This window comes from Brevibacterium sp. UBA7493, from assembly GCF_002479565.1.
GTDB lineage: Bacteria > Actinomycetota > Actinomycetes > Actinomycetales > Brevibacteriaceae > Brevibacterium > Brevibacterium luteolum.
This window is the reverse complement of the sequence record NZ_DLOD01000002.1, coordinates 34,471-58,756: the sequence shown is the minus strand read 5'-3', so window position 1 is coordinate 58,756 and position 24,286 is coordinate 34,471. Positions and strand designations below refer to the sequence as shown.

General features: G+C 69.0%; 24 protein-coding genes and 1 tRNA gene. 13 read left to right on the top strand and 12 right to left on the bottom strand.

Annotated features, from left to right (window positions below; all coding sequences use genetic code 11):
• Positions 1–108: 108 nt before the first annotated feature.
• The gene (locus B4E96_RS00605) at positions 109–942 is read left to right on the top strand and encodes a fumarylacetoacetate hydrolase family protein (RefSeq protein ID WP_102161120.1); all 834 of its coding nucleotides are present in this window, start codon (positions 109–111) and stop codon (positions 940–942) included.
• 36 nt (positions 943–978) lie between these two features.
• On the opposite strand, the gene B4E96_RS00600 is transcribed toward B4E96_RS00605, so the two are convergent.
• From B4E96_RS00600 to hisC, 3 genes are read right to left on the bottom strand one after another with little or no spacing between them, the layout of a single operon-like run.
• Complete coding sequence (locus tag B4E96_RS00600) at positions 979–1,593, bottom strand: hypothetical protein (protein ID WP_102161118.1); 615 nt, start codon at positions 1,591–1,593, stop codon at positions 979–981.
• A gap of 16 nt (positions 1,594–1,609) precedes the next feature.
• The gene (locus tag B4E96_RS00595) at positions 1,610–3,061 is read right to left on the bottom strand and encodes an FAD-binding oxidoreductase (RefSeq protein WP_286955957.1); all 1,452 of its coding nucleotides are present in this window, start codon (positions 3,059–3,061) and stop codon (positions 1,610–1,612) included.
• On the bottom strand, positions 3,058–4,185 hold the full coding sequence (gene hisC / locus B4E96_RS00590) for a histidinol-phosphate transaminase (RefSeq protein WP_286955955.1): 1,128 nt from the start codon (positions 4,183–4,185) through the stop codon (positions 3,058–3,060). Before hisC ends, B4E96_RS00595 begins: the two co-directional genes overlap by 4 nt.
• A gap of 116 nt (positions 4,186–4,301) precedes the next feature.
• Between hisC and B4E96_RS00585 the strand changes: the two genes are divergently transcribed.
• On the top strand, positions 4,302–5,474 hold the full coding sequence (locus B4E96_RS00585) for an alpha/beta hydrolase (RefSeq protein ID WP_286955953.1): 1,173 nt from the start codon (positions 4,302–4,304) through the stop codon (positions 5,472–5,474).
• Between the two features lie 148 nt (positions 5,475–5,622).
• Positions 5,623–6,834, top strand: coding sequence for a PLP-dependent aminotransferase family protein (locus B4E96_RS00580; RefSeq protein WP_259846368.1), 1,212 nt, complete (start codon positions 5,623–5,625; stop codon positions 6,832–6,834).
• Between the two features lie 73 nt (positions 6,835–6,907).
• Here the strand turns inward: B4E96_RS00580 and B4E96_RS00575 are convergent, their stop codons facing one another.
• A complete protein-coding gene (locus tag B4E96_RS00575) occupies positions 6,908–7,498 on the bottom strand; it encodes an isochorismatase family protein (protein ID WP_259846366.1) in 591 nt (196 codons plus the stop codon).
• A 130-nt stretch (positions 7,499–7,628) separates the two neighbouring features.
• On the opposite strand from B4E96_RS00575, the gene B4E96_RS00570 reads away from it, so the two are divergent.
• Entirely contained in the window at positions 7,629–7,838 is a 210-nt protein-coding gene (locus B4E96_RS00570; RefSeq protein ID WP_286955950.1) for a hypothetical protein, read from the top strand.
• A gap of 60 nt (positions 7,839–7,898) precedes the next feature.
• Positions 7,899–8,372, top strand: coding sequence for a hypothetical protein (locus B4E96_RS00565; protein ID WP_286955948.1), 474 nt, complete (start codon positions 7,899–7,901; stop codon positions 8,370–8,372).
• Here the strand turns inward: B4E96_RS00565 and B4E96_RS00560 are convergent.
• Complete coding sequence (locus B4E96_RS00560; protein WP_286955946.1) at positions 8,304–9,677, bottom strand: glycosyltransferase family 2 protein; 1,374 nt, start codon at positions 9,675–9,677, stop codon at positions 8,304–8,306. The two genes, B4E96_RS00565 and B4E96_RS00560, sit on opposite strands and share 69 nt — an antisense overlap.
• Positions 9,674–10,660 carry a hypothetical protein gene (locus B4E96_RS00555; RefSeq protein ID WP_286955945.1) on the bottom strand — a complete coding sequence of 329 codons (987 nt, stop codon included), beginning with the start codon at positions 10,658–10,660 and terminating at the stop codon, positions 9,674–9,676. The genes B4E96_RS00560 and B4E96_RS00555 overlap by 4 nt, the downstream gene beginning before the upstream one ends.
• 196 nt (positions 10,661–10,856) lie before the next feature.
• Here B4E96_RS00555 and B4E96_RS00550 point away from each other — a divergent pair, with 196 nt between their 5' ends.
• The 5 genes from B4E96_RS00550 to B4E96_RS00530 all read left to right on the top strand — a co-directional run bounded on the left by B4E96_RS00550 (position 10,857) and on the right by B4E96_RS00530 (position 15,376).
• Positions 10,857–11,957 carry a glycosyltransferase gene (locus B4E96_RS00550; protein WP_286955943.1) on the top strand — a complete coding sequence of 367 codons (1,101 nt, stop codon included), beginning with the start codon at positions 10,857–10,859 and terminating at the stop codon, positions 11,955–11,957.
• On the top strand, positions 11,957–13,030 hold the full coding sequence (locus tag B4E96_RS00545; protein WP_102161101.1) for a glycosyltransferase: 1,074 nt from the start codon (positions 11,957–11,959) through the stop codon (positions 13,028–13,030). The genes B4E96_RS00550 and B4E96_RS00545 overlap by 1 nt, the downstream gene beginning before the upstream one ends.
• Complete coding sequence (locus tag B4E96_RS00540; RefSeq protein ID WP_286955940.1) at positions 13,027–14,013, top strand: glycosyltransferase; 987 nt, start codon at positions 13,027–13,029, stop codon at positions 14,011–14,013. Before B4E96_RS00545 ends, B4E96_RS00540 begins: the two co-directional genes overlap by 4 nt.
• On the top strand, positions 14,010–14,774 hold the full coding sequence (locus B4E96_RS00535; RefSeq protein ID WP_286955937.1) for a glycosyltransferase family 2 protein: 765 nt from the start codon (positions 14,010–14,012) through the stop codon (positions 14,772–14,774). Before B4E96_RS00540 ends, B4E96_RS00535 begins: the two co-directional genes overlap by 4 nt.
• A 74-nt stretch (positions 14,775–14,848) precedes the next feature.
• Positions 14,849–15,376 (top strand): dihydrofolate reductase family protein, encoded by a 528-nt coding sequence (locus tag B4E96_RS00530; RefSeq protein WP_286955935.1) that lies wholly within the window; start codon positions 14,849–14,851, stop codon positions 15,374–15,376.
• Between the two features lie 83 nt (positions 15,377–15,459).
• Here the strand turns inward: B4E96_RS00530 and B4E96_RS00525 are convergent.
• From B4E96_RS00525 to B4E96_RS00515, 3 genes are all read right to left on the bottom strand, one after another.
• Positions 15,460–15,547, bottom strand: a tRNA-Ser gene (locus tag B4E96_RS00525).
• A 38-nt stretch (positions 15,548–15,585) separates the two neighbouring features.
• Positions 15,586–16,017, bottom strand: a complete 432-nt coding sequence (gene tadA, locus B4E96_RS00520) for a tRNA adenosine(34) deaminase TadA (RefSeq protein ID WP_102161756.1) — start codon at positions 16,015–16,017, stop codon at positions 15,586–15,588.
• 40 nt (positions 16,018–16,057) lie between these two features.
• Complete coding sequence (locus B4E96_RS00515; protein ID WP_102161095.1) at positions 16,058–16,603, bottom strand: tRNA adenosine deaminase-associated protein; 546 nt, start codon at positions 16,601–16,603, stop codon at positions 16,058–16,060.
• 110 nt (positions 16,604–16,713) lie between these two features.
• On the opposite strand from B4E96_RS00515, the gene upp reads away from it, so the two are divergent.
• The 3 genes from upp (at position 16,714) to B4E96_RS00500 (ending at position 19,703) form a co-directional block, all read left to right on the top strand.
• Complete coding sequence (gene upp, locus B4E96_RS00510) at positions 16,714–17,349, top strand: uracil phosphoribosyltransferase (RefSeq protein WP_102161094.1); 636 nt, start codon at positions 16,714–16,716, stop codon at positions 17,347–17,349.
• Positions 17,350–17,912: 563 nt separating this feature from the next.
• Positions 17,913–18,629 (top strand): winged helix family transcriptional regulator, encoded by a 717-nt coding sequence (locus B4E96_RS00505; RefSeq protein ID WP_257995035.1) that lies wholly within the window; start codon positions 17,913–17,915, stop codon positions 18,627–18,629.
• A gap of 144 nt (positions 18,630–18,773) precedes the next feature.
• Positions 18,774–19,703, top strand: coding sequence for an endonuclease/exonuclease/phosphatase family protein (locus B4E96_RS00500; protein ID WP_286955932.1), 930 nt, complete (start codon positions 18,774–18,776; stop codon positions 19,701–19,703).
• A 4-nt stretch (positions 19,704–19,707) separates the two neighbouring features.
• Here B4E96_RS00500 and B4E96_RS00495 read toward each other — a convergent pair whose 3' ends face one another.
• The 3 genes from B4E96_RS00495 to B4E96_RS00485 all read right to left on the bottom strand — a co-directional run bounded on the left by B4E96_RS00495 (position 19,708) and on the right by B4E96_RS00485 (position 24,260).
• Positions 19,708–20,934 (bottom strand): MarP family serine protease, encoded by a 1,227-nt coding sequence (locus tag B4E96_RS00495; RefSeq protein ID WP_259854764.1) that lies wholly within the window; start codon positions 20,932–20,934, stop codon positions 19,708–19,710.
• Positions 20,935–20,942: 8 nt separating this feature from the next.
• On the bottom strand, positions 20,943–22,532 hold the full coding sequence (locus B4E96_RS00490) for a PrsW family glutamic-type intramembrane protease (protein ID WP_286955928.1): 1,590 nt from the start codon (positions 22,530–22,532) through the stop codon (positions 20,943–20,945).
• Between the two features lie 228 nt (positions 22,533–22,760).
• Complete coding sequence (locus tag B4E96_RS00485) at positions 22,761–24,260, bottom strand: malate:quinone oxidoreductase (protein WP_286955926.1); 1,500 nt, start codon at positions 24,258–24,260, stop codon at positions 22,761–22,763.
• Between the last annotated feature and the right edge of the window lie 26 nt (positions 24,261–24,286).

Sequence of the window (24,286 nt, the reverse complement as noted above, 5' to 3'; positions counted from 1 at the left end):
CGGTGTCCTGTTGCTGAGAAGTCACCTCAACAGTTTAGCGACGGAATATATGGTGCGAGTATCGGCACCGGCGCCGCAGCCCCTGCGGCATGAGCGACGGAGGACACCATGAGACTGGCGACGATCACCCTGACTGCAACCGGCGGCACGACCGCGGCACGGCTGACCGATGACGGTTATGTTCCCATCCACGGTTTCGCCGATGTCGGCCAGCTACTGGCCGCCGCCGATGGTCTTAAGCAGGCGCGCACCGCCTCGGCGCCGGCGATCCCCGCACACGAGGTGCGCACACTGCGGCCGGTGCTGCATCCGGCGAAAGTGCTGTGCATCGGCCTGAACTATCGCAATCACATCGCCGAGGTCGGGATGGACACCCCGGAGTTTCCGACGGTGTTTGCGAAGTTCGCCCGTTCGCTCACCGACCCCGGCGCGGAGATCACCGCCCCGCAGGAGGACGAGAAGCTCGACTTCGAAGGCGAGCTGGCGATCGTCATCGGCACGCAGGTCCGGCGGGCGAGCACTGCCGCGGCGGCTGCTGCGATCGCCGGGTACACAGTGGCCAATGACTTCTCGATGCGCGGATATCAGCTGCGCACCCAGCAGTGGCTGCAGGGCAAGATGTGGGAGGCCTCCTCCGCTGTCGGGCCGGTGGTGGTGACCGCCGATGAGTTCGATCCGGCGGCTGCGACGCTAACGACGCGGGTGAACGGGGAGGTCCGGCAGCAGGATTCGACCGGCGATCTCGTCTTCGGACCGGCGGAGCTCGTGGCGTACCTGTCGACGATCATCACGCTCGAACCCGGCGACCTCATCCTCAGCGGCACCCCGGCAGGTGTCGGGATGGCCGATGAGCGGTGGCTGGCACCCGGCGACGAGGTTTCAGTCGAGATCTCGGGGATTGGGGCAATCAGCAACCGGATCGGCGCCGGCGAGTTCATCTGAGATCAAGGTGCGCTGGGGCGCCGCTCGGTGGGTGGCTCAGGCGTTCTGGGTGGCGAGCGCGCGGATGCGCCGCAGGGACAATGCCGACATCACCGCTGTGACGACACGGATGACCGGCAACAGCCGGGCTGCGCGGGTATCGTGCGGCTGCCAGCGAGCGCGCACGTGCAGGCGGGTGGCCACTGCGTCAGGGCGCAGCACCACCGCCCACGAGGAATTGACAGCGCAGAACTCGCGCGCAAGCGTGGCGATCGTCCCACCGCAGGTGGTGACGACGAGGCACTCCCCCGGACTCACCGCCGCTACCCGCAGGGTGATGAATGGGGCCACCGGGAAGGCGTCGCCTGCGTGCACGTCCTGCCATTCCGGGTGGATGCGCTTAGCAGCCTCAGAATCGCAGCCGATCGCCTGGTCGATCACCGGCAGTGTGTAGAACCCGGCCCTGTGCTGACCGAGCTGAGCGATCCGCGGCCACACCGCCTCGGGAGCGGCAGCGATCGCCACGACCCGATCCACCTGGACCGGCGCGGCAGGCAGCAGGTCATCACCGGGCAGCACCGCCTCGGACGCGGAGGACTCAGGCAGGCAGGCGAGGCGGCGGGCGGCCTGGCCGAAGGCGAATCCCAGGGCCAGGCCGGCCGTCAGCGTCACCGCCTGCATCCTCAGCTCACAGTACGCCGAGCATCTTGCCGGGGTTGAGGATGCCGAGCGGGTCGAGGGCATCCTTGATCTTCAGGTGCATGGCGCGGGTCACCGGATCGAGTTCGCGGGCCAGCCACTCCTTCTTCAGATAGCCCACCCCGTGCTCACCGGTGATGGTGCCGCCGAGCTCGAGGCCGAGTGCCATGATCGCGTCGAACGCGGCAAGCGCCTGCTCGGTGGCCTCTTCGACACCTGCGTCGAAGAACACACACGGGTGCATGTTGCCGTCGCCTGCGTGCCCGGCATTGGAGATGAGCACATGCGGGTGCTCAGCGCGGATGCCGTCGAGGCGGGTGAAGAACTCGCGCATCTTCCCGCGCGGGATGCACACGTCGTCGATGAGCTCGCCGCCACCATGAGCGTTGGCATACTTCTCACCGGCCGGCCCGACGGCGCGCCGGGCGGCGACGAGGAGTTCGGAGTCAGCCGGGTCTTCGCTGAAGACGACCTCGGCGGCGTTGCAGGCGTTGGCGACCCGGGTGAAGGTCTCCATCTCCTCAGTGGCGTGTTCGAGGCTGCCGTCGCCGTTGGACTGCACGAGCAGCATCGCGCCCATGCCCGAGGGCAGGCCGAAGTCGCCGTAGTCGTTGATCATGTCGATCGAGGTGCCGTCGAGGTACTCGAGCATCGAGGGCCGGGCGCCGGTGGCCATGAAATCGCAGACTGTGCTCGCGGCATCGGCTGCCTCGGGGAACAGCGCGATCGCCGTGAGCGGGTCGGGCAGGGCCGGGATGAGGTCGAGGGTGATCTCGACGATGACGCCGAGCGTGCCCTCGGAGCCGATGAACAGCTGGGAGAGCTCGAGTCCGGCCACGCCCTTCCGGGTGGGCCGGCCGACGCGGGTGATCTGCCCGTCGGCGAGCACGACGGTGAGGCTGCGGACGTAGTCGCGGGTGACGCCGTATTTCACGCAGCACAGGCCACCGGCGTTGGTCGCGACGTTGCCGCCGATCGAGGAGATCGCCACCGAACCGGGATCCGGCGGGTAGGCCAGCCCGTACTGGGTCAGGGCCTTCTTGAGGTCCTGGTTGATGACGCCAGGCTGGACGGTGCAGGTCTGTTCGACGGTATTGATCTCGACGATCTCGTTCATCTTCGCCACCGACAGCAGCAGACAGCCCTCGACGGCGTTCGCCCCGCCGGACAGCCCGGTGCGGGCACCCTGCGGGACGACCGGGATGCGGTGGGCGGTGGCGAACCGCAGAGTCGCCTGCACATCCTCGACCGAGGCGGCGCGCACGAGCGCTGCGGCCTCACCGACATGGGAGAACAGCGCCCAGTCTTTCGAGTAGGTGCCGATGACGTCGCGGTCGGTCACGAACGCGCCGGCGCTCAGTTCGGCGGCCAGCTCATCGAGCGGCACATCGGCGCCTGCCTTGTCCACCGCCTGCTCAGCGGTCTCGTGGGCGGCGGTCACTTCGGTGCTCCCTCTGCCTTGTCCGGGGCACCGGCGTCGGTGACCGCGCCGCCGTCGGCGGCGAAGTCACCGGCGACCTGCAGCACCCGCTGCATCGCCTCGGCCGGGCCCACGGAGATCCGCACCCCGTCCTTGAGGTTGCGCACGGCCAGCCCGGCCTCCAGGCAGGCGGCCTCGAAGTCGTCGGAGCGCTCCGCGAGGTTGAGCCACACGAAATTGCCGTGGGCCTCGAAGACCTCGTAGCCGAGACCGCGCAGCCCGGCAGCCAGGTCATCACGTAGCCGAGCGACCTCCTTGGCGCGGACCTCCATATCCTGGCTGTGCTTGAGCGACACGAGCGCAGCCTGCTGGGCGGAGGCGCTGACGGAGAACGGCAGGATCGACTTGCGCAGCTCCATGATGAGCTCGGGATCAGCCACCGCATAGCCGACCCGCAGCCCGGCCAGTCCGTAGGACTTCGAGAAGGTGCGCAGCAGCACGAGGTTCGGGTGCTGGCCGAGCGCTGCCAGCCCGTCTGCGGCGTCTTCGGCGTCGCAGAAGTCGATGTAGGCCTCGTCGAGGACGACGATGACATCGGAGGGCACCTGGGCCATGAAGGCGTCGAACTCGTCCTGGCGCAGCGCCGGGCCGGTCGGGTTGTTCGGGGTGCACAGGATCACGAGCCGGGTGCGCTCGGAGATCGCAGCGGCCATCGCCGGCAGATCGTGGCGGCCGTCGGCATCGACGCTGACGCGCTGGTGGGTCGCCCCGCACAGGTTGGCCAGCTGCGGGTACATCTCGAAGGACGGCCATGGGTAGACGACCTCGTCACCGGGGTCGACGGCGATGTGGAAGAGGGCCTTGAGCATCTCGGAGGCCCCGGCGGAGAACAGCACGGCATCAGCGCTGACGCCGAGGTGGTCGGCGAGCGCGGCGGTGAGCTCAGCGACCGAGGGGTCTGCATAGCTGGCTGGGGCGCGGCCACCGGCGGCGATCGCCTCGGCGACGGCCGGCAGCGGATCCATGTGGTGCTCGTTGGAGGACAGTTTGAAGGTCTTGAGACCCTCGGTGGCCTTCGGCGGCTTGCCCGGCACGTAGGCCGGCGTGGTCTTGAGGGCAGGGCGCAGGCGGAACTTTTCACTCATAGCGTCATGGTGCCATATCCTGCCCCGTGCCCGAGGCGTTGCCCGGGTTCCGCGACCGCCGCCGAGGTGGGAGCCGGCTGGGTGGGACATGCGGGCTGATCTGAGACACTGGGCAGATGGCAGCACAGCGGCAGTGGCGTGAGGACATCCTCGGACCCCGGTTCCGCATGCTGCCGATTGAGGTCGGTGACGGGCAGAACGCCGTCATCATCGCCCCAACGCTCCCCGATCCGGCCCCGGCACCCGCTGCCGACCCGGCTCCGGACGCGCTGCGGAAGGCGCAGCCGTCCCTGCAGCCCGCCGGCACCGGGCACCCGGCGATCCCCGCCGACACCGCGGTGATCTACCTGCACGGCTGGTCGGACTATTTCTTCCACCACCGGCTGGCCGACTACTATGCGTCGCTGGGCATCGCCTTCTACGCCATCGACCTGCGCCGCTACGGCCGCAGCCTGCTCATCGACGCAGCCGGCGGCCCCGAGCGCTGGGCGCCCGACACCTCGGGCGCGGATGCCGCCCTGAACGACGAGGCGGCCGCTCAAGCGCTGGCGGCAGCGGCCGTTCAGGAGGTCGAGGACGATCTGCCCGGCCGGGTGCTCACCGGGCATGAGACCCATGCCGGCTATATCGAGGATCTCAGCGACTACGATGAGGAGATCGCCGCAGCACTGGCAGTGGCACGAGAGGAGAATCCCGGCTGCAGGGTCCTGTTGCACGGCCATTCGACCGGCGGGCTGATTCTGTCGCTGTGGGCGGCACGGCATCCGGAGGAGCCGAGCGCGCTGCTGCTGAACTCGCCGTGGCTGGAGTTCCAGTACGATGCCGCCGCCCGCAAGCTCATGAACGCGTGGATGAGTCTGCGCTCGATGTCGGCGAAGCCGCTGAACGTGCGGATGCCGAACTTCTACACCCTCGCCAGCGCTTCCCTCGGCCGGCTGCCGTATGACCTCAGGCTCAAGCCGCCGGGCGGGTTCCCGATCTACCCGGCGTGGCTGCAGGCGATCTTCGCCGGCCATGAACAGGTCGCCGCCGGTCTCGACCTCACGATCCCAGCGCTTGTGCAGATCTCGGCTGCGACCCTGCGCGGCGGCTCCTTCTCCCCGTCGATGGCGGCCGCCGACATCATCCTCGACGTCGATGTCATCGCCCGCCGGGCGCTGTCGCTGGGCCGTTCCGTGACGATCGAGAAGATCCCGAATGCGATGCACGACGTCTTCATGTCCGCCGAGACCCCGCGCCGCCAGGCCTATGACGGAGTCGCCCGGTTCCTCTACGGCACCCTCGGCTGAACCGGCCGGCTGGCTGGGGCCTGCGCACCGGGTCCCCGCCAGGATCCGGCCACGCCCGCCAGTCCTCTGTCCTGCCCGCCAGTCCTGTGCCCTGCCCGGCAGATGGGACGGTGTCGTTACCGGCACGGAAGCGCTCTAGAGTGTCGGCATGACACAGCACGGTGACCTGTCCCATGTTCTAGCCCGCCGCGCCCAGGGCGGACCCGGTGAGCTCTCGGCGATCCTCGCGCTCGCAGCCCAGGGCGGGGATCTCATCGACTTCACCGGCGGGTTCCCCGACCCCGGCCTGTTCGATGCGCAGCTGCTGAGCGAGCTGGCGGCCAAGGCCGTCTCCACCGCGCCCGAGGTGGCGCTGCAGTACGCTTCGAACCGCGGGCTGGCCCCGCTGCGCGAGTCCCTGCGCACCCTCGTCAGCCAGACGCAGGAGCATACACCGGCCGACGGCGAGCTCATCGTCACCTCCGGCGGGGTCGACGCGCTCACCCTGGTGACGAAGGCGCTGGCCGATCCGGGCGCTGCTGTCCTCGTCGAGGCGCCGACGTATCTGGGGGCCTGCACGGTGTTCACCACCAATGAGACGGTGCCGGTGGCGATGCGCAACGACGCTGAAGGCCTCGTTCCCGAATCCCTCGCCGAGGCGTGTGAGACCGCCCGCAAACAGGGCGCGGAACCGGCGTTCGCCTATGTCATCCCCGACTTTCAGAACCCTTCGGGTCTGCTTCTCTCGACTGCGCGCCGTGCTGCGCTCGTCGCTGCGGCCCGGGAGGCCGGCATTCTGCTCGTTGAGGATGTCGCCTACCGCGATCTCGCCTTCGACGGCTCGTACCTGCCTTCGCTCTATCAGCTCGGCCCGGACGTCACGGTGCAGATCGGCACGTTCTCCAAGACCTTCACGCCCGGCACCCGGCTGGGCTGGGCGTGCGGGCCGGAGGCGATCATCGCGGCGATGGCCGAGGTCAAGACGACGACCGACCAGTGCGCCTCCGCCCTCGCGCAGTGCATGCTCGACGCCTACATCCGCGAAGGCCACTTCACCGCCGGGCTGCCAGCCATCCGCCGCGCCTACGCGCAGCGGTGCTCTGCCCTGCTGGCCGCACTCGCCACGCACCTGGAAGGCGCAGCGACGTGGACGCAGCCCGCTGGCGGGTTCTTCACCTGGGTGGAGGTTCCCGGCATCGATGCGAAGGCACTCGCCTCGGCCGCCGTTGAGGCGGGAGTCGCCTATGTGCCCGGAGCCCCGTTCTTCGTCGACCGGGTCACCGATGACCACCTGCGGCTGTCGTTCTCGCGTACCCCGGCCGAGCGGATGGACGAGGGTGTCAGGCGGCTGGCCGGTGTGCTGGAGCGCGCGAGGGGCTGAGCTGACCCTTCCTGCGGCTGGCGGTCTCCCGGGCTGACGTCTGCTGGGACTGACCGCTTCTGGACCTGACGTCTCAGGAGAGTTCGGCGCCGGCGGCGTTCATCTCCTGCAGCGCTTCGGCAGACCGGTTCTCATCGACGCCGGCGACAAGATCGACGAGCACCCGGACGGCGAAGTCCTCATCGCGGCCGTCGAGCACGGTGGCGCGCACGCAGTGATCGGTGGCGATGCCGCACACGGCGATCGAGCGGATCCCCTCTGCCCGCAGCCAGTCGGCGAGCATGACCGAGTCGTCATCGGTGAGATGGCCTTCGAATCCCGAATAGGCCGCCGCGTACTCACCTTTGCGGAAGACCGCATCGACGCTGTCGATGGCCGGCCTGAGCTCGGGGTGGAAAGCAGCACCGTCAGTGCCGGCCACGCAGTGGACCGGCCAGGTGCTGATGAAGTCGGGGTGGTCGGAGAAGTGATCGCCGGGATCGATGTGCCAGTCAGCGGTGGCGACGATGCGGGCGTAGTCGTCCCGATGCGCGGTGACGAAGTCGGCGACCCGGCGGGCCACTTCCGTCCCACCCTCGACCCCGAGGGCGCCGCCTTCGCAAAAGTCGTTCTGGATGTCGACGAGGACCAGGGCGGTGCTCTCGCGGTTGAGTTCGGAAATCATATCCTTCAGTGTATGGCAGGCAGCAGCGGAAACCGGCTGTCGCAGGACTGCAACAGAACCTCGTTGTCCCCTCCCGGTTCCGCCCTTTAAGCTGAGGATCACAGCACCCGCCTCACGCCAGGAGCACCGCATGGAACACCCGTCCCCCTTTCGGCTGGCCGCCGGTTTTGCTGCATCAGCCGGCATAGCCCTCGTCCTCTCTGCCTGCTCCGGCGGTTCCGGCGCAGCGGACAAGTCCGCCGAACAGGCCGGGGGCGGCACTGCGCAGCCCGCTGAGGAGACCTCCGCGCCCGCAGACGATGCCCTCAAGCAGCTGAACGAAGACGAGCTTGCCACATAGCTCAACGAGCTGACGTACGACGGGAAGAGCTTTGCGACCATCGATGCGGAGCCGCCGGAGGTGCAGAGCGCAATCGAGCAGTTCAAACAGGCCGACGTCGAACCAGCCGCCTGCCAAGACGTCCTCATCGAGCTCGTGACCAAGCCCTCTGCCGATGTCCCGAACAAGTCGGCGCTGAGCGACGACAATGGCTACACGGCGGCGATCGCCTCATATGAGACGGACGATGATGCCGCTGCGGCACTGCAGAACATGATCGACACGAACTCCACCTGCTCGAACATGACGATGACAGTGGCTGGAGAGCGCATCGAGATGGAGATGTCTGTTGACGTCGTCGACATCCCCGGCGCCGGCCAGGCAGCCGAGACCGTCACCACGAGCCCGATGGCTCCGGGCACAGAGCAGCACACAGTCTCAGCCGTGGTCAAGAACGGGCTCGTCACCGGCTCCGCCCTGCACGACTCAACGACTGAGAAGTCCGTCGGCCTCACCACTGACCTCGTCAGCGCCTACGACGAAGCCGTCAGCTGACCCCGGCTCACCTAAGCTGATTCCCGCCTGGCACCCTTTCAGCTCCTCTTCGGCAGCCTGACGCCACGTGTCCTCGAGCGCCAGCAGGGCCGGAGGGAGGGCCCATTGCCGCACGAGCCGCAGCCCGGGTTCGGATCCGGACTGCGGCTCGCTCGTCGGCACGGAACCGCACGGGCCGCGGGCCGCCAGTGCCACCGCGCGGGCCGGCCGGATCTCAGCGTAGAGCTGACCGGTGCTATCGGTCACCGTCGCGCAGCGCTCGGCCATGGCGGCTGCTTCGCACGCTGCCTGCAGCTCGCCCGGTCCGGGGCAGAAAGCCCGGTGTGCACAGACATCGAAGCGTGGGCGGGCCCGGCTCCATTCCGGAACCACATTGTGGACCCGCGGGTCGGCGGCGAAGACGCCCGGCATCTCGGGGCCGGTTGCAGCAGCGTCCTGGCCCGCGGTGACCACGACGTGCACGTCGCCGGCGGCCAACAGCGCGGTGATAGCGGCGACGTCGCAGCCCGTGTCGCCGCTGCTCGGCAGGTGGACGAGGATGTCGGGGACTGCGAAGACGATGCCGGCAGGGCGCATGATCGGATGCGTGATGCTGGCGGCCAGTGCCATCGACTCGGCGTTCTTCTCCGCGCGCTTGCCGGCGGTGTCTGCACCCCAGCGGTGGGCCCAGTCGCCGCCGAGGTGGTGGGCAAGGGCGTGCGGGAGGTGCCGGTAGTCTGCGCCGGCCAGGCGGGCCTGCCAGGCGAGTTCCCAGTCCTCGCCGCCGTAGCCGATGAAGCCGGCGTCGAACCCGCCGATCGTCTCGAACAGCTCGCGGGTGAGGGCGAGGACGGCGGAGATGATGAACCGGAAGCCGGTGTCGTCGATGCGCTGCAGGTCCGACGTGTCCGTCCAGGCGCGGGTGAGCCAGGCAGGTTCGCCGAGGTCGGTCGGCGGAGTAGTGTCGGTGTCGAGCATGCGGCGGCTGCCGACGGCCAGCGTCCACGGCTCAGCGACGAGCGCCTCTGCCAGGGCGGCGATGCAGCCAGGCTGCGGGATCGTATCGCCGTCGAGAAAGACGAGGATCGTCCCGCTGGCGTGCGCGGCACCGAGGTTGCGGGCGGCTGCGGCACGGAAGCCCCGGTCGTCCTGGCGGACGAGTCGCACGCCGGCCGGCACCTCGGGCGCGGTGGCCGAGCCGTCGTCGGCAACAATGATCTCGATGTCGCCTGTGTATTCCTGCGCGCTGATCCCGGCGAGCACCGCGCTCAGCCCTGTCGGATTCTCGTAGTAGGGGATGATGACGGACACGGACGGGGCTGTCATACGGTGCTCCAGATACGGCGGTAGGCGGCGGCGACCTCAGCCCAGCCCCAATCCGGAGGGGGTGTGTCAGCCCATGTCGACGCGGGTGTGCGGCAGGCGGCGGCGAGTGCCTCGGCAAGGGTGCTGGGCGTGCAGAGGCGCAGCCGGCCCGGCCAGCGCGCGGCGACTTCGGTCGTGTAGTCCGAGATGGTGGTCACCGGCACCCGGTTATGGGCGATCCAGGTGTTGAGGGAGCCGGAGGCGGAGACGTGGCGGTGGGCGCAGACCGGCACGGTGACCGCATCGAGGGCGGCTGGGAGTTCGGTGTCGGGGATGTAGCCGGTGCACTGCAGGTCGATGCCGCGCTCTGCCGCCCGCGAGCGCAGCCCGGCAAGGTAGCCGGCGTGGCCGTCAGCGACGTCTCCGAGCAGCAGGATGCGGGTCCCGGCCGGAGCCGCGTCGATGACGTCCTCGCAGCCCTTGCCGGGGTAGACGAACCCGAAGATGCCGATGACCGGGATGCCCCCGTCTGAAGATCCGGCCGTCGGTGGGCCGGGAGCTGCAGCCAGCGGACGCGCTGCTTCGATCGGCAGGGGCACAACGTGGATGGCCCCGGCGGATTCCAGCCGGCGGGCTTCAGACTCAGAATTCGTCACCACGACGTCAGCGGCGCGCACGAGCCTGAGGTAGGCCGCCTGCCGGCGGGCGCAGCGATCAGCACCCTCGCCAGGCTGCGGGATGTCGTGCAGAGTCAGGCTCAGCAGCCGACCGGCGGCCAGGCGCAGCACTGTGTCGACAGCGGTTTGCGGATCGGGGCCGCAGAGGTGGTCGGTGAAGCTGATGTGGACGAGCTCGGCGTCGGCAGCCGGGGCCGGCAGCTGCGCCGGGTTGAGAGCCTCACGAACGAACCCCTGTCCCAAAGCCTGGTGCAGATGTCGCCCGAATCGGATCACTCCGTGGGCAGGCGGGCCGGTGAGAATGTGCTCAACGGCATGTGCGTCCACTGTTCACCTCGACTCTGACCCGGAATCATGTATGCGGAACCGGATCGGCGCCGCACGGTGATACTATCAAGTCACCTTACCCTGCACCGGCACCGACAAGCTTTCTTGTCCTCGCTTACGCAGGTGCACGAGTTGCTTGCTGCGGCGACCGCGCTGCACGCATGCAGCTGACTCCATTGGAAAGGCCGGTCCGGCGATGAAGACTCCGGAGCTCGACGCTCGACCCCGAGTTCTCTCCATCCCTGCCCAGCACCCATTCGTCGATGCCACCTGGCCGCCGACTGCCGAACCCGTCAGGCCCGCTCAGCTGCCTGTCGGCGAACGCTGGCATCCGCACCCCGGGCTGGAGGCCGACTGGATCCGGACGCACGCCGGCGAGTTCGACATCGTCCACGTCCACTTCGGGTTCGAGCATCGCAGTCTCGCACAGATCCGCGACTTCATCGGCGCCTGCGCTGATGCCCACGCAGCGCTCGTCGTCACCGTCCACGATCTGGCCAACCCGCACCTGAGGGATCAGCGTGCGCATCGCGACCGGCTGCGCGCACTCACCGCCGCTGCCGCTGCAGTCTTCACCCTCACCTCGGGCGCGGCAGCCGAACTGGCCGCCGACTACGGCGTGGCTGCCGAGGTCATTGCCCACCCGCCGATCGTCCCAGCCGCCCAAGCCGCCCAGATCATGACCGCCAGCGGCCGGCGCGGCCGCTCGGCGGCCGTGTTCCTCAAGGATCTGCGCCCCAACGTCGTCACCGACCCGGCGTTCTACCTGTCGCTGGCTTCAGGTCTGCACCGGTCCGGGGCGTGGCTGGAGGTGTGGGCGCACCGGTCGAGTGCCGCGCACCCGACGGTGACTGCCCTGCAGGCTGCCGCCGCCTCCGGTGCCGCACCGGGCCTCGACCTGCATCTGACAGCTCGACTCCCGGATGCTGTGCTCTACCGGGTGCTCTCGGGGTGCGCTGTATCGGTGCTGCCGTATGCGCATGGGACGCATTCGGGTTGGCTGGAGATGTGCCGCGACCTGGGTCTGAGCGTCATCGCCCCGGACTGCGGACACTATGCCGGTCAGGCGGACGCGCCCGAGGCGGTGCGCACCTATCGCACCGGTAGCGGCACCTCGGCGGCCGAGGTCGCGGTGTGGGCGATCAGGCGCGGGCGCATCGCCCGCGGGGATGTCGCCGGCCGGGCGCCGGCAGCCCAGCAGGCCTACGCGGACGCGTATGCGCAGGCCATGGCCCCGATGAGTGCTGGTGCGGCGGTGGCGGCTCCGGCGATGTTCCTCACCGAGGACGGCAGCTGATGCGCGTCGCCGTCGTCGGGCCTGCCCGCATGCCCATCGCCCCGCCCTTCGGCGGGGGACTCGAGGTGTTCTGTGACCGGCTGACCGCCGGGCTGCGCGAGGCGGGCGTGCAGGTCGACCTGTACGCCTCGGCTGGTTCGCGCGGGCACCGGCAGGAGTTCGAGCTGCCGGGCATCGACTGGACGGGGCATGAGCACATCGCCCGCGACGACGCCTACCCACCTGGCGCCCAGGACATCGAGCACACCGCCTACCGGCAGCTGTTCGAGCGCCTGCAGGACGGACCCTACGACCTCATCCACAACAACTCGGTCAGCCCGGCGTTCTTCTCCGGTGCCTCCGGCCGGGTGCCGATGCTCACCACCCTGCACGTGCCGCCGGGGGCGCCCCTGGATGAGGCGATCAGCCGGGCTGGCAGCAGCGCCGGTTCGTTCGCTGCGGTCAGCGCCTTCACCGCCGGGCAGTGGCAGCTGCCCGAACCGGCCACCGTCGTCCACAACGGCGTCGACACCCGCACCTTCGCCGCTGGCCCGGGCGGGGATCATGCCGTGTGGTTCGGCCGCATCACCCCGGAGAAGGGCCTGCACCTTGCCATCGATGCCTGCAGGGCTGCCGGTGTGCCGCTGCGCATCATCGGCCGCTGCGCCGAACCGCGCTACTTCACCACCGAAATCGAGCCGCGCCTAGGCGATGACGCTCTGTGGGTCGGGCATCTCGACGACGCGCAGATCGCCGCCGAGGTCGGGGCGGCTGCGGTCACGGTCGTCACCCCCTGCTGGGATGAGCCTTTCGGGCTCGTGACGATCGAGTCGCTGTCCTGCGGCACCCCGGTGGCCGCGTTCGCCCGCGGCGGGATTCCCGAGGTGCTCGCCGACGCCCCCGAACTGCTCGCCCGTCCCGGCGATGTCGACGATCTCGCCGCAGCGATCGGCCGGGCTCGACGCTTCGACCGCGCCCGCGCCCGCCGGATGGCGGTCACCCGGTTCGACTGCCGGCACATGGTCGCCGCCTACCTGCGGCTGTACAGCGAGGTCATCGGCACCGGACGCGTCGCCGCCGAGCTCATCTCATGATCGGCTTCTACGCTCACCATCACGGCACCGGCCATCTCTTCCGCTGCCAGGCGATCGCCGCTGAGATCCCCGAGGAGACGGTCATCCTGTCCTCGCATCCGCGCGCGGACATCGGGCTGCCGCTCGACGCCCCGGCCGAGGAGCGCGGGGCCGATGTCACCGCCGGTGGAGCGCTGCACTGGGTGCCGCGCGACCACCCGGGCCTGCGCGCCCGGATGGCGGCTCTGGCCGCCTGGGTGGCAGAGGCCCAGCCGCGGGCCGTCCACGTCGACGTGTCCGTCGAGGTCGCCGTGTTCCTCAGGCTGCTCGGCGTCCCCGTCACCACCCTGGCGATGCCCGGCGTCCGGAAAGATGCCGCCCACCGACTCGGCTACCAGATGTGCGAGTCGATCATCGCCGCCTGGCCCGACTGGGTGGAGCTGCCCGAGCACCTGCGCACACATGCCGGAAAGGTCGCCGCTGTCGGCGGGATCTCCCGGTTCGCCGGCCGCAGACCGACCGCGGATCCGCACGGGCCGGTCATCCTGCTCGGCCGCGGCGGGGCCGATGCTCCGGCCGGTTACTGGCAGCAGGTCCAGCACCACCTTGGGCCCGGCTGCCGGCTGCTGGGACCCGAGTCGTGGCGCGAGGACCCGTATGCCGACCTGGCCGGTGCCTCGGTCGTCATCTCCGCTGGCGGGCAGAACGCGATCGCCGACATCGCCTGTGCGAACCGCCCGGCGGTCATCGTGCCCCAGCAGCGGCCCTATGACGAGCAGGCCGCGACCGCTGCTGTGCTCGCCGATGCCGGGCTGGCCGAGGTCGTCACGGAGCTGCCCGCGCCCGAGGTGTGGCCTGAGATCGTGGCCGCTGCCGGGTCCCGGCAGCCGGGGTGGAGCCGCTGGCAGACGGCCGGGGCGGCGGGCCGGGCGGCACGTGAGATCCTCGCAGTTGCCGACCGCAGCCGGGCGGCGCACCATCCACCGGTGGAAGGCGCCCCGTGAGGCCGGCCGTCCACGTCGTCACCCTGGCCTCCGCCGACCGGGCCGAGCGGGTGCGCCTGCAGCGCGCGGCACTTGCCCGCTGGGCACCGGCGGCCGACCACACGACTGTGGCGATCGGCGAGAGTCTCTTCGAGCTGGACGGCTCGACGGTGCTCAATGCCACCGCGCCCGGCCGGCTGGAGCTCGCTCGCGCCCGCAACATGGCAGGCGACTACGCAGCCGATGCCGGGGCTGAAGTCATCGTGTTCCTCGACGCCGACTGCCTGCCCGGCCCACGTCTCATCGACCGCTATACCGCAGCACTGGCCGAGCGCCCGGACGCGGTGGCCTGCGGGCCGGTCACCTACCTGCGTGAGGACCAGCCGGTCACCGCGGAGACGCTCGACGCCCTCACCGGATACCGCAATCCGCACCCGGGCCGGCCGGCCCCGGCAGACGGGGTCATGCAGGCGGCCGCTGAAGATGAGTACCAGCTGTTCTGGTCACTGTCCTTCGCCCTCACCGCCCGGCTGTGGCGGGACTGCCGGGAGGCCTTCGGCGGGTTCAGTGAGGACTACCGCGGATACGGTGGGGAGGACACCGACTTCGGCATGCAGCTGCGTGCCCACCGGATCCCGATGCTGTGGACCGGCGGCGCTGATGCCTTCCACCAGTGGCATCCGCCCAGCCACGCTGCGGCAGGCAACCGGGAGGCGATCCGCGCCAATGCCGCGCTCTTCCACTCCCGCTGGGGATACTGGCCGATGCAGGACTGGCTCTAGATCCCCGTACACTGAACACCGCAGGCCACCACCGGCAGAGCCGCCGGTTAACAGGCTGAGCAGAGAGGACCCAGATGGGACAGCTAGCCGTCAATCTCTTCACGACACTCGACGGGTCAGCCGAGCGCCCCGACCGCTGGCATGGGCCGTACTTCGACACCGCGATGGGCAAGGCCGTCGATGCGCACATCATGCGCTGCGACGGCTACCTCATGGGCCGGGTGCTCCACGATGCGTGGGCTGCGTACTGGCCGCAGGCCGAGGACCCCTTCGCCGAGTTCATCAACCGGATCCCCAAGTACGTGCTCTCGACGACGCTGGAGTCCTCGCCGTGGGAGAACACGCAGGTGCTCTCCAGCATGGCCGAGGTCAAGGCGCTCAAGGAGCGCACACCGAACTGGATCGGGATGTCCGGCAGCCTCGCCACGTTGCGCGGGCTGCTGACAGCTGGGCTGGTCGATGAGCTCAATCTGCTCATCGATCCGGTCGTCGTGTCAGGTGAGCAGAAGTGGACCGATGGGCTTGATGGGCAGAGCTTCTCGATCGTCTCGCATGAGACCTTCGACACCGGCGCTCAGCACCTCATCATGCGCCCGAACTGAGCGGCGTTCCGCCTGCCCCGGGCGGGAATGACATGAGCCCTGACCTGCGATGTTCTCGCTGGTCAGGGCTCATGTGTCATGCGCGGTAGCGGTGGGATTTGAACCCACGGTACGGGGTTGCCGTACACAACATTTCGAGTGTTGCACCTTCGGCCGCTCGGACACGCTACCGCGGAATACTCTACAACGGGTGCCCGGGCGTCACCAAATCAGCGGCGGGAGGCGAAGAACTCGACCAGCCCGGCGGCGCACTCATCGGCACACACGCCGCCCACCACCTCGGGCACGTGCAGGCTCGCCCGGTCCCGGGCGACATCCCACACCGAACCGCAGGCACCGGCCTTGTCGTCATAGGCGCCGAAGACGATCCGCTCGACGCGGGCAGCAACCGCGGCACCGGCGCACATGACGCACGGCTCCAAAGTCACGACGAGGGTGGCGCCGGTCAGCCGCCAGCTCCCGAGGTGTCGGCCGGCTTCGCGCAGCGCCTGCACCTCAGCGTGGGCAGTCGGGTCGTGCAGCGCTTCGCGCTCGTTGAAGCCGGTGCCGATGATCGTGCGGGCAGCGTCGATGACAACGGCGCCGATCGGGACATCGGCGCTGGCATCGGTGCGGGCGGCGGCGTCGAGGGCAGCGCCCATCCATTCCCGGTAGACCGCCGGGTGGGCGATGCCGCCGCGGTCAGCCGGCTGAGCCGAGGGCATCGGCGAAGCCGGCCTTCTCTCCGATGTGGGCGACGACACGCGCCGGGTCGGACTGGTAGCGGCTGACCTGCTCCATCAGCTCATCGGCGGTGACATCGCGATCTGCGTAGATGTCTGCGTCTCCGCCCCAGACGGCGTCGGCTTCGGGTTCGAACATGCCGACTTCGGCCTCGTCCTCGGCATCATCGTCATCGCCGTCATGCTCGGGGCCGGCGTCGAAGTGCTCGGAGTCGTCGAGTGTCGACGGGCCGGAGTCGAGGTAGTCGGCGAAGATGTCGGCGTACGGGCTCTCCTCAGCGGCAGCGATATCGGAGATGAACACCCGCACCTCGTCATCGGCGAGCAGCCGGACGAGTCCGAACCACTCGTCTTCATGCTCAATGACGGCGATCGCCTCGCCGTCCTCACCGGCGCTACGCATCATGTCGATGAGATCGTCCAGCGTTGCCGCATCACGCATGTCGAGGTCGAGGGGCCGGTATCCGTCCGCGCCCTCGGCGAGGATCTCGGTGAAATAAGCCATGTCTCCATTCTGTCCGATGCCGGCTCGGCAGACCAGCCTCTGCCCAGATGCAGAAGATCCACATCTCACCGGGTGACCGCAGGCCGTCTCGATCCGGTAGATTCAGGGGCATGGAGCTCCATATCGCAGATCACCCGCTCATCGCCCATAAGCTCACCGTGCTGCGCGACGAGCGCACCGATCCCGGTCGCTTCCGCGGACTGACCGAAGAGCTCGTTGCACTGCTGGCCTACGAGGCCACCCGCAACATCCGGGTCGTCGACAAGGAGATCAACACTCCCGTCTGCCCGATGACCGGCACCAAGCTCTCCTCCCCCAGGCCCGTGGTCGTGCCGATCCTGCGCGCCGGTCTCGGCATGCTCGATGGGATGCTCAAGATGCTGCCGACCGCTGAGGTCGGGTTCCTCGGGCTCGTCCGCGATGAGGAGACCCTCGAAGCCCACGCCTACGCCAACCGGCTGCCCAGCGACCTGCGCGACCGGCAGGTCTTCGTCATCGACCCGATGCTGGCCACCGGCGGCACCCTGGCGATGGCGATCGACTTCCTGCTCGAGCGCGGCGTCTCCGACGTCACTGCGATCTGCCTCGTCAGCGCCCCGGAAGGCGTGCGCCACATCGAGGAGCGCTACGAGGGCATCGCAAATGTCACCGTCCACACCGCGGCCCTGGACGAGAAGCTCAACGAGAAGGGCTACATCGTGCCCGGTCTCGGCGATGCCGGCGACCGCATGTACGGCGTCGTCTGAGCCGGTGCGAGGGGCCTCTTCAGCTCCGATGCGCGTTCAGTGCTGAATCCGGAGGCGTGGTTTCTACACGAAACGCACACGATCCGGGCTGATCATGTGCGTTTCGTGCTGAATCCAGATGCGTCGATTCAGCACGAAACGCTCATTGGCGCGTTCATCCTGGTCAGCGGGCTGCGCCCCTGAGGTGGCCTCACGCTGATCTTGGCCCGCCCGCAGGCCGGCCGGAAACACGAGGACAGCGGCTCACTGTCGGCACATAACTGGCCAGAGATTGTCATAAAACGTCATATAAGTCTCAGATCCGCACCCGCCGATTGCGTTGCGCGAAATCTGTGAAGAATAATGACAGCCATGCACCGTTCACCCTGTCACCGCCTCGCGCGCAGCGCCATCGTCATGATGCGCTGCGTCCGCGGCCTGCGGTGACGACAGGCATGGGCCGCGGACGTGAAGCACGACGCGCCTGATTCCACTGCTCACGCCCAAGGACTTCGACCATGACTGTTTCAGCCCTTCCCTTCCACCCGCGCAGCGCCGCGGCCACACGCCGCCAGGGAGCCCGATTGACCTCCGTTGATCCCGCCACTGCGCCCCGCGTCTTCGGCCCGGACGGCCGCAGCCGCCAGACCAGCGAAGCCCCGGCCCATAAGCCGGCCCGCGGCATCATCGTCTACATCGGCCTCGATGAGGACAAGGCAGCCGAAGACGGCACCAACCTCACCGCCATCGCCCAGTCGCTGCAGGAGCACATCCGCGAGCTCTCCCCGCAGGCCGAAGCGCAGACCGTCATCGCCCTGGCCCCCGACGGACCGGACCGCGATCTCGACGCCGTGCGGGCAGTGGCGACCGGCTCGCCGGCAGCCACCGGCAACCCGGCCGGACGGCACGGCCCAGTGCGCTCCCGCGTACCGGCCCGCGTGCGCCCACCCCAGCTGCGCGAAGAGCTCGCCCCGCAGGCCGAAACCCGGGTGCGCATCGACATCCCGCGCCGGGAAGTCACCGTCGACGGACAGCTGGCGGCAGTGACGACCAAGGAGTTCGACCTGCTCGCCACGCTCGTCTCGGCCGCCGGTTCGACGCTCTCACGCGGCGATCTCATCACCGCGCTGTGGGGCGAGAGCCCCGAGCGGCCCGACGAGCGCACCGTCGACGTGCACATCCGCCGGCTGCGCAATCGGCTCGGCGCCTTCTCCTCGATCGTGCGCACGATCCGCGGGGCCGGTTACCGCTACGATGCCCACCCCGACGTCACCGTCTGGAAGGCGACCGCCTCCCGGTGACCACCGCCTCGGCGCCGGTGAGAAGGCCCGGCATGGGGGCCTTGCCGAGGGTGCTGTGAGACCTTGCTGTGAGTCCCCTGCCCGGGCCGTCTCACCAGGGTGTCCTTAAGCGTTCAATCAGCTTGACGGCCTATAGTTCAACCGATGCAGAAACGTCAGTCTTCGCCCGGCAAGGGCATTGTCGTCTTCGTGGTGGGGCTGCTGCTGGCCGCCCTGCTCGCGATGCATACCCTCATCCCGACGACCCGCGGGATCGCGCTCATCGTCGAATCCCTGCTGCCGTGGGCGTGGGTGCTGCTCGTCCTGCTGCTCATCGCCGCACTCATCCGGTTCTCCGTCTTCGGCATCCTCGGCGTGCTCATCCCCGCGCTCGTATGGGGCGGTATGTTCTACCCGTACCTGCGCCCGGCCGACACCCCGGATTATGCCGATATCGTCGTCGCCAGCCAGAACGTCGGCGCGCGGATGCCGCAGCCCACAGCCACCGCGCAGAACCTCATCAACCACGACCCGGATGTCGTGGCCATCCAGGAGATCGAGTCGCTGTCGGGCAAGATCATCAAGAAGCAGCTCGACTCCGCCTTCGAGCACACCGCGGTCACCGACACGATCGGGCTCTGGTCGCGCTGGCCGATGACGAAGCCCGAGGAGATCGACCTCGGCATGCAGTGGCCGCGCGCGATCGCCACCACCCTCAAGACCGACAAGGGCAACGTGCGCCTGTACTCGGTGCACATGCCCTCGGTGCGCCCGGGCCAGGAGTCCCTGCGCAATTCGGCGCTGAACGAGCTGGCCGAGCGGATCAAGTCTGATGACGCCCAGCGGGTCATCGTCGCCGGTGACTTCAACTCCGCGAACTCCGACCGCTACTTCAAGGAGCTCAGCTCCGAACTCGTCGACGCCCGTGAGGCTGTCGGCGGCGGGTTCGGGTTCACCTGGCCGAGCGTGTTCCCGGTCGTGCGCCTGGATCATGTGCTTGTGCGCGGTCTCGACCCGGTCGGTGATCGTGTGCTCAATCGCGGTACGAGCGATCACCGGGCGATCATCAGCTACCTCGACGTCCCAGCGAGCTGAGCGCTCAGCCGGTCTGCGTCTGCTGCTGATGCTGCGGGACCTGCTCGGCGCACCGATCGGTACTCACCGGGGCAGTTGCCTGCTGGCCGCGGCGCAGGATCCCATCGATCTCATCGAGGGTGAGCGCATAGCCGGTCTCCGCCTCAGTCGCCGAGCGGGCGAACACCATCCCCACGACCCGGCCCTCGGCGTCGAGCAGCGGGCCGCCGGAGTTGCCTGAACGCACGATCCCGCGCACCGAGTAGATGTCGCGGGTGACGCTGTCCTCGTTGTAGATGTCGAGGCCGCGGGCCGAGAGTTGCTCGCGCACGCGCGCCGGCGAGATTGTGTACGGCCCGTTCTCCGGGAATCCGACGAGCACCGAGTCTGCCCCGGCGCCGAGGTCGGAGCCGAGTTCCAGCGCCGGTGCCGGCAGGTCGGGCACCCGCAGGACTGCCGCATCGGTGCCGGGGTCGAAGGCGACGACTTCGGCGTTGTACGGTTCGCCAGTGCCGGCGATCTGCACGGTCAGCGACTGTGCGCCGGCGACGACGTGGGCGTTCGTGGCGACGAGCCCGTCGCCGTAGACCCAGCCGGTGCCCTCCTGCAGGCGGCCGCATTCGGTGTGTGAGGTCACGACTTTGACGACGGATCCGTCGACTTGCCGGCCGACGTCGACCATCGCCGGGTTCGGTTCGCCGACCCCGCGGATGCGTTCGCGCTGGCCTTCGAAGACCTGCGGGAATCCGTTGTCGGCTAAGGCGGTGCCGAGTGTGCCGAGCGCCTCGGTCGAGGTGATCGGCAGCATCCGGTCCATCGCGGCGACGATCGCTGAATCGGCGACCCACCGGTTGGGCTGCAGGAACGGGGTGGTGCGGATCCAGCCGGCGGCCAGCCAGATGACGAGCAGGGTGGCGATGATGCTCGAAAGCGCCCCGCCTGTGGCGTCGAGACCGCGGCCGCTGGGGCTCGTGAGCTTCGTGCGCAGGTACGCACCGAGCAGACCGAGACCGACCGAGCAGGCGACGGCCAGGAGCAGCGGAAACAGCACCTCGGCGGCGGGGTGATTGCGGTCGTGAACGATGTCCGTGCTCACCAGCAGCTCGGCGACTGGGCCGGCGAGCAGCCGGCCGAGCACGAGACCGAGGATGAAGCCGACGAGCGTCGAGGCACCGACGAGGAAACCGCGGCTCCAGCCGAGCAGCAGCGCGCCGATGGCGAGCAGGACGATGACGACGTCGACAGCGGCCACGAGTGGGGTTACCTGCGCATTGCCGGGTTGAAGCCCTGGGGCTGCTGGACGCGGCGCATCATGTTCGTGCGGATCTTGACGAACTGGTCGAGCTCGTACTTCTCGACCTCCCGCTCCTTCTCCCCGCCGACGCCGGCGAGCACGCGGGTGCGGATGCTGGCGAGGTCGGCGGACTTGCGGATGAGGCGGCGCATCTCCGGCAGGGCGCCGGGGTACTGGTTGGCCCAGCGCTTGCCGGCGCGGCGGCCCTTCCAGGTGCCGAGCATGTCGACCTCACCGTGGGTCAGCCAGCCGGCGTTGGCGTAGTCGCCGAGCGACTGGCGGGTGTGGATCGACTCGTTGCGGCGCAGCAGCAGTCCGCTGCCGAGCCAGAAGCCGGACATGATGGTTGAGAGGCCGACCATGATCACGAGGCTGAGGAGGCCCAGCGAGCCGACGATGGTGGCGGTGCCGTTCCACAGTGCGTGGAGGAACATGCCGGCGATGAGGCCGGGGAACCACATGAGCACGACGAGCCACCACTGGCCGCGGCGGGCGGCGAAGCCGATGGACAGGCCGTGGCAGATGACGAAGGTCGAGTGCAGCAGCGGGCTCATCACCCCGCGCATGACGAAAGTCATCGCGAGGCCTCCGAGGGCGGCCTCTTCGAAGGATGAGGAGAGGTAGAGCAGGTTCTCGGTGAAGGCGAAGCCGGCACCGATGAGGGAACCGTAGACCCAGCCGTCGAGGGGTCCTTCGAAGTACTTGCGGGCGGCGAGGACGATGACGACGAGGAAGACGCCCTTCGTCGACTCCTCGAACAGCGGCGCGAAGACGACTGCGCCGAGCACGTCGCCGGATGCGTCGATGCCGGCCAGGGCCAGGGCGGTGATGCCGATGACCTGGGCGACGAGCGTCATGATGATCGAGGCGACGGCACCCCACAGCAGGCAGGCGACGAGCAGCAGGATGGGCTGCGGCTTCCAGCGGTCGAACCACCACACCATGAGCATGATGAACAGCAGCGGGATCGCCGCCAGCAGGATGACGATCGGTCCGGCCGGCAGCAGGACGGCGCTGAACCCGAGGATGAGGAGCAGCCCGATGCCGAGCAGTCCGACAAGCCCGATGCTCACGATGGTGCGGGCGAGATCAGCGCCCTCGGTCGGGTTGGCCAGCTGGGGCTGGCGCTGGATCGCCTGCGTGACCCACGGCTGTTCGGCAGGCCCGCCGATGCGCGGCTGGAGCTGCGCGCGCATGCGCATCTCCTGGGTCACCGTCGGGGAGAACCGCGGCTGCGCGTAGGCGCGCTGCTCCGGCTGGCCGTAGCCGCCGGGGCCGATCGGCTGACCGTGCGGCGCAGGCTGCTGGGGCGGGAAGGGCCGGCCGTGCGGATGGCCGTGCGGTCCCGGCTGCTGATGTGCCGGACCGGACCCGTGCGGGCCGGGCTGCGGCTGGGGGCGGAACCGGTCGTGCGCCGGGCCCTGCTGCGGCGGCCCCTGCTGCGGGAAGGGCTGGCCCTGCTGCGGGTAGGGGTGGCCCTGCTGCGGGAAGGGCTGGCCGTGCGGGGGTCGCTGGTGAGGCTGACCCTGGGGGCCGGGGTAACGCGGGTCAGACATGTGCTGCGCCCTCTCAGTCCGTATCGCAAGTGGTCAATGGTGGCGGTGTCACCTCAGTCTACGCACGCACACGGACACCGCCGGTCACCTCGTGTGGCAGATGCGGCACACTCTGCCACATCCGCCTCAACTGAAGCCACAGGCGATCTGTGCTGGAACTGAACCACCGCCTCGGGCACGGCGAAGGCCGCCGGACACGATGCCCGGCGGCCTCCATCAGCTTGAACTTCAGTCCAGGTCGCGGTTCTCGCGCGGGGTGATCTGCAGGGTGCGGGCGGTGTACTCGGACAGTTCGTCGAGCAGCGCCTCGTCCTCGTGCAGCTGGCGGCCGAGCGAGGGCACCATGTCCTTCAGGCGTGCCTCCCAGCCGTCGTATTGGCGCGGGAAGCATTTCTTGAGCAGGTTGAACATGATCGGCGCGGCCGTCGAGGCGCCCGGTGAGGCACCGAGCAGGGCAGCCAGCGAGCCGTCTGCCGCGGAGATGAGCTCGGTGCCGAAGCCGAGCACGCCGCCCTTGTCCTTGTCCTTCTTCATGACCTGAACCCGCTGGCCGGCGGTGATGAACTCCCAGTCGGCCGGGTTGACCTCAGGGGTGAAGTCGGCGAGCGCCTCGTAGCGCTTCTTCTTCGTCGAGGCGAGCTCGCCGAGCAGGTAGCTGACGAGGTCGAAGTTGTCCTTAGCGACGTTGAGCATGACCGGCAGGTTGTTGCCGCGCACTGAGAACGGCAGGTCGGGGAACCGGCCCTTCTTGAGGAACTTCGGGGTGAAGCCGGCGTATGGGCCGAACATGAGGTATTCCTTGCCCTGCACGACGCGGGTGTCGAGGTGCGGAACCGACATCGGCGGGGCGCCGAAGGCGGCCTGGCCGTAGACCTTGGCGTGGTGGCGGGCGACGAGCTCGGGGTTCGAGGTCCGCAGGAACAGGCCGGAGACCGGGAAGCCGCCGTAGCCGTGGCCCTCGGCGATGCCGGAGCGCTGCAGCAGGTGCAGGGCACCGCCGCCGGCGCCGATGAAGACGAACTTCGCGTCGACGGCGAAGGTCTCACCGGCGGTCGTGTTCTTCACGTGCACGCGCCAGCCCTCGGCGGTGCGGTTGAGGTCGGAGACCTCGTGGCCGGTCAGGATCTGGGCGTTCTTCGTACCAGCGTGGGTGAGCAGCTGGCGCGACAGCGAGCCGAAGTCGACGTCGGTGCCAGTGGCGACCTTCGACAGGCCGTTGACCTGGCCGGGTCCGCGGTTCTCGAACATCAGCGGCAGCCACTCGGCCTGCGCGGCCGGGTCGTCGGTGTACTCCATCTCCTTGAACAGCGGGTTGCGCACCATCGTCTCGTAGCGGGTGCGGATGTAGTCCCGGCCCTTCTCGCCGCGGCCGTAGGAGATGTGCGGGACCTGGTTGATGAAGGTCGAAGGATCGGTGAGCACGCCCTCGTCGACGAGGTGCGACCAGAACTGGCGCGAGACGTGGTACTGCTCGTTGATGTTGATCGCCTTGGTGATGTCGACGTTGCCGTTGGCATCGGCCGGCGAGTAGTTGAGCTCGCACAGCGCGGCGTGGCCGGTGCCGGCGTTGTTCCACGGGTCCGAGCTTTCGCGGGCGACGTAGTCGAGGCGCTCGTAGACGCGGACATCCCACTCCGGCTGGAGTTCGGCCAGCAGCGCCGCCAGGGTGGCGCTCATGATGCCGCCGCCGATGAGGACGACGTCGGCGCTTTCCTTCGTGTAAGTCAATGAAATCCCTCGGATCGTAAGGTCAG

Coding starts and splice junctions, on each gene's coding strand:
- B4E96_RS00605 (WP_102161120.1), top strand. CDS start 109: ATGAGACTGGCGACGATCACCCTGACTGCAACCGGCGGCACGACCGCG.
- hisC (WP_286955955.1), bottom strand. CDS start 4,185: ATGAGTGAAAAGTTCCGCCTGCGCCCTGCCCTCAAGACCACGCCGGCC.
- B4E96_RS00585 (WP_286955953.1), top strand. CDS start 4,302: ATGGCAGCACAGCGGCAGTGGCGTGAGGACATCCTCGGACCCCGGTTC.
- B4E96_RS00580 (WP_259846368.1), top strand. CDS start 5,623: ATGACACAGCACGGTGACCTGTCCCATGTTCTAGCCCGCCGCGCCCAG.
- B4E96_RS00575 (WP_259846366.1), bottom strand. CDS start 7,498: ATGATTTCCGAACTCAACCGCGAGAGCACCGCCCTGGTCCTCGTCGAC.
- B4E96_RS00570 (WP_286955950.1), top strand. CDS start 7,629: ATGGAACACCCGTCCCCCTTTCGGCTGGCCGCCGGTTTTGCTGCATCA.
- B4E96_RS00560 (WP_286955946.1), bottom strand. CDS start 9,677: ATGACAGCCCCGTCCGTGTCCGTCATCATCCCCTACTACGAGAATCCG.
- B4E96_RS00550 (WP_286955943.1), top strand. CDS start 10,857: ATGAAGACTCCGGAGCTCGACGCTCGACCCCGAGTTCTCTCCATCCCT.
- B4E96_RS00545 (WP_102161101.1), top strand. CDS start 11,957: ATGCGCGTCGCCGTCGTCGGGCCTGCCCGCATGCCCATCGCCCCGCCC.
- B4E96_RS00540 (WP_286955940.1), top strand. CDS start 13,027: ATGATCGGCTTCTACGCTCACCATCACGGCACCGGCCATCTCTTCCGC.
- B4E96_RS00530 (WP_286955935.1), top strand. CDS start 14,849: ATGGGACAGCTAGCCGTCAATCTCTTCACGACACTCGACGGGTCAGCC.
- tadA (WP_102161756.1), bottom strand. CDS start 16,017: ATGGGCGCTGCCCTCGACGCCGCCGCCCGCACCGATGCCAGCGCCGAT.
- B4E96_RS00515 (WP_102161095.1), bottom strand. CDS start 16,603: ATGGCTTATTTCACCGAGATCCTCGCCGAGGGCGCGGACGGATACCGG.
- upp (WP_102161094.1), top strand. CDS start 16,714: ATGGAGCTCCATATCGCAGATCACCCGCTCATCGCCCATAAGCTCACC.
- B4E96_RS00500 (WP_286955932.1), top strand. CDS start 18,774: ATGCAGAAACGTCAGTCTTCGCCCGGCAAGGGCATTGTCGTCTTCGTG.
- B4E96_RS00490 (WP_286955928.1), bottom strand. CDS start 22,532: ATGTCTGACCCGCGTTACCCCGGCCCCCAGGGTCAGCCTCACCAGCGA.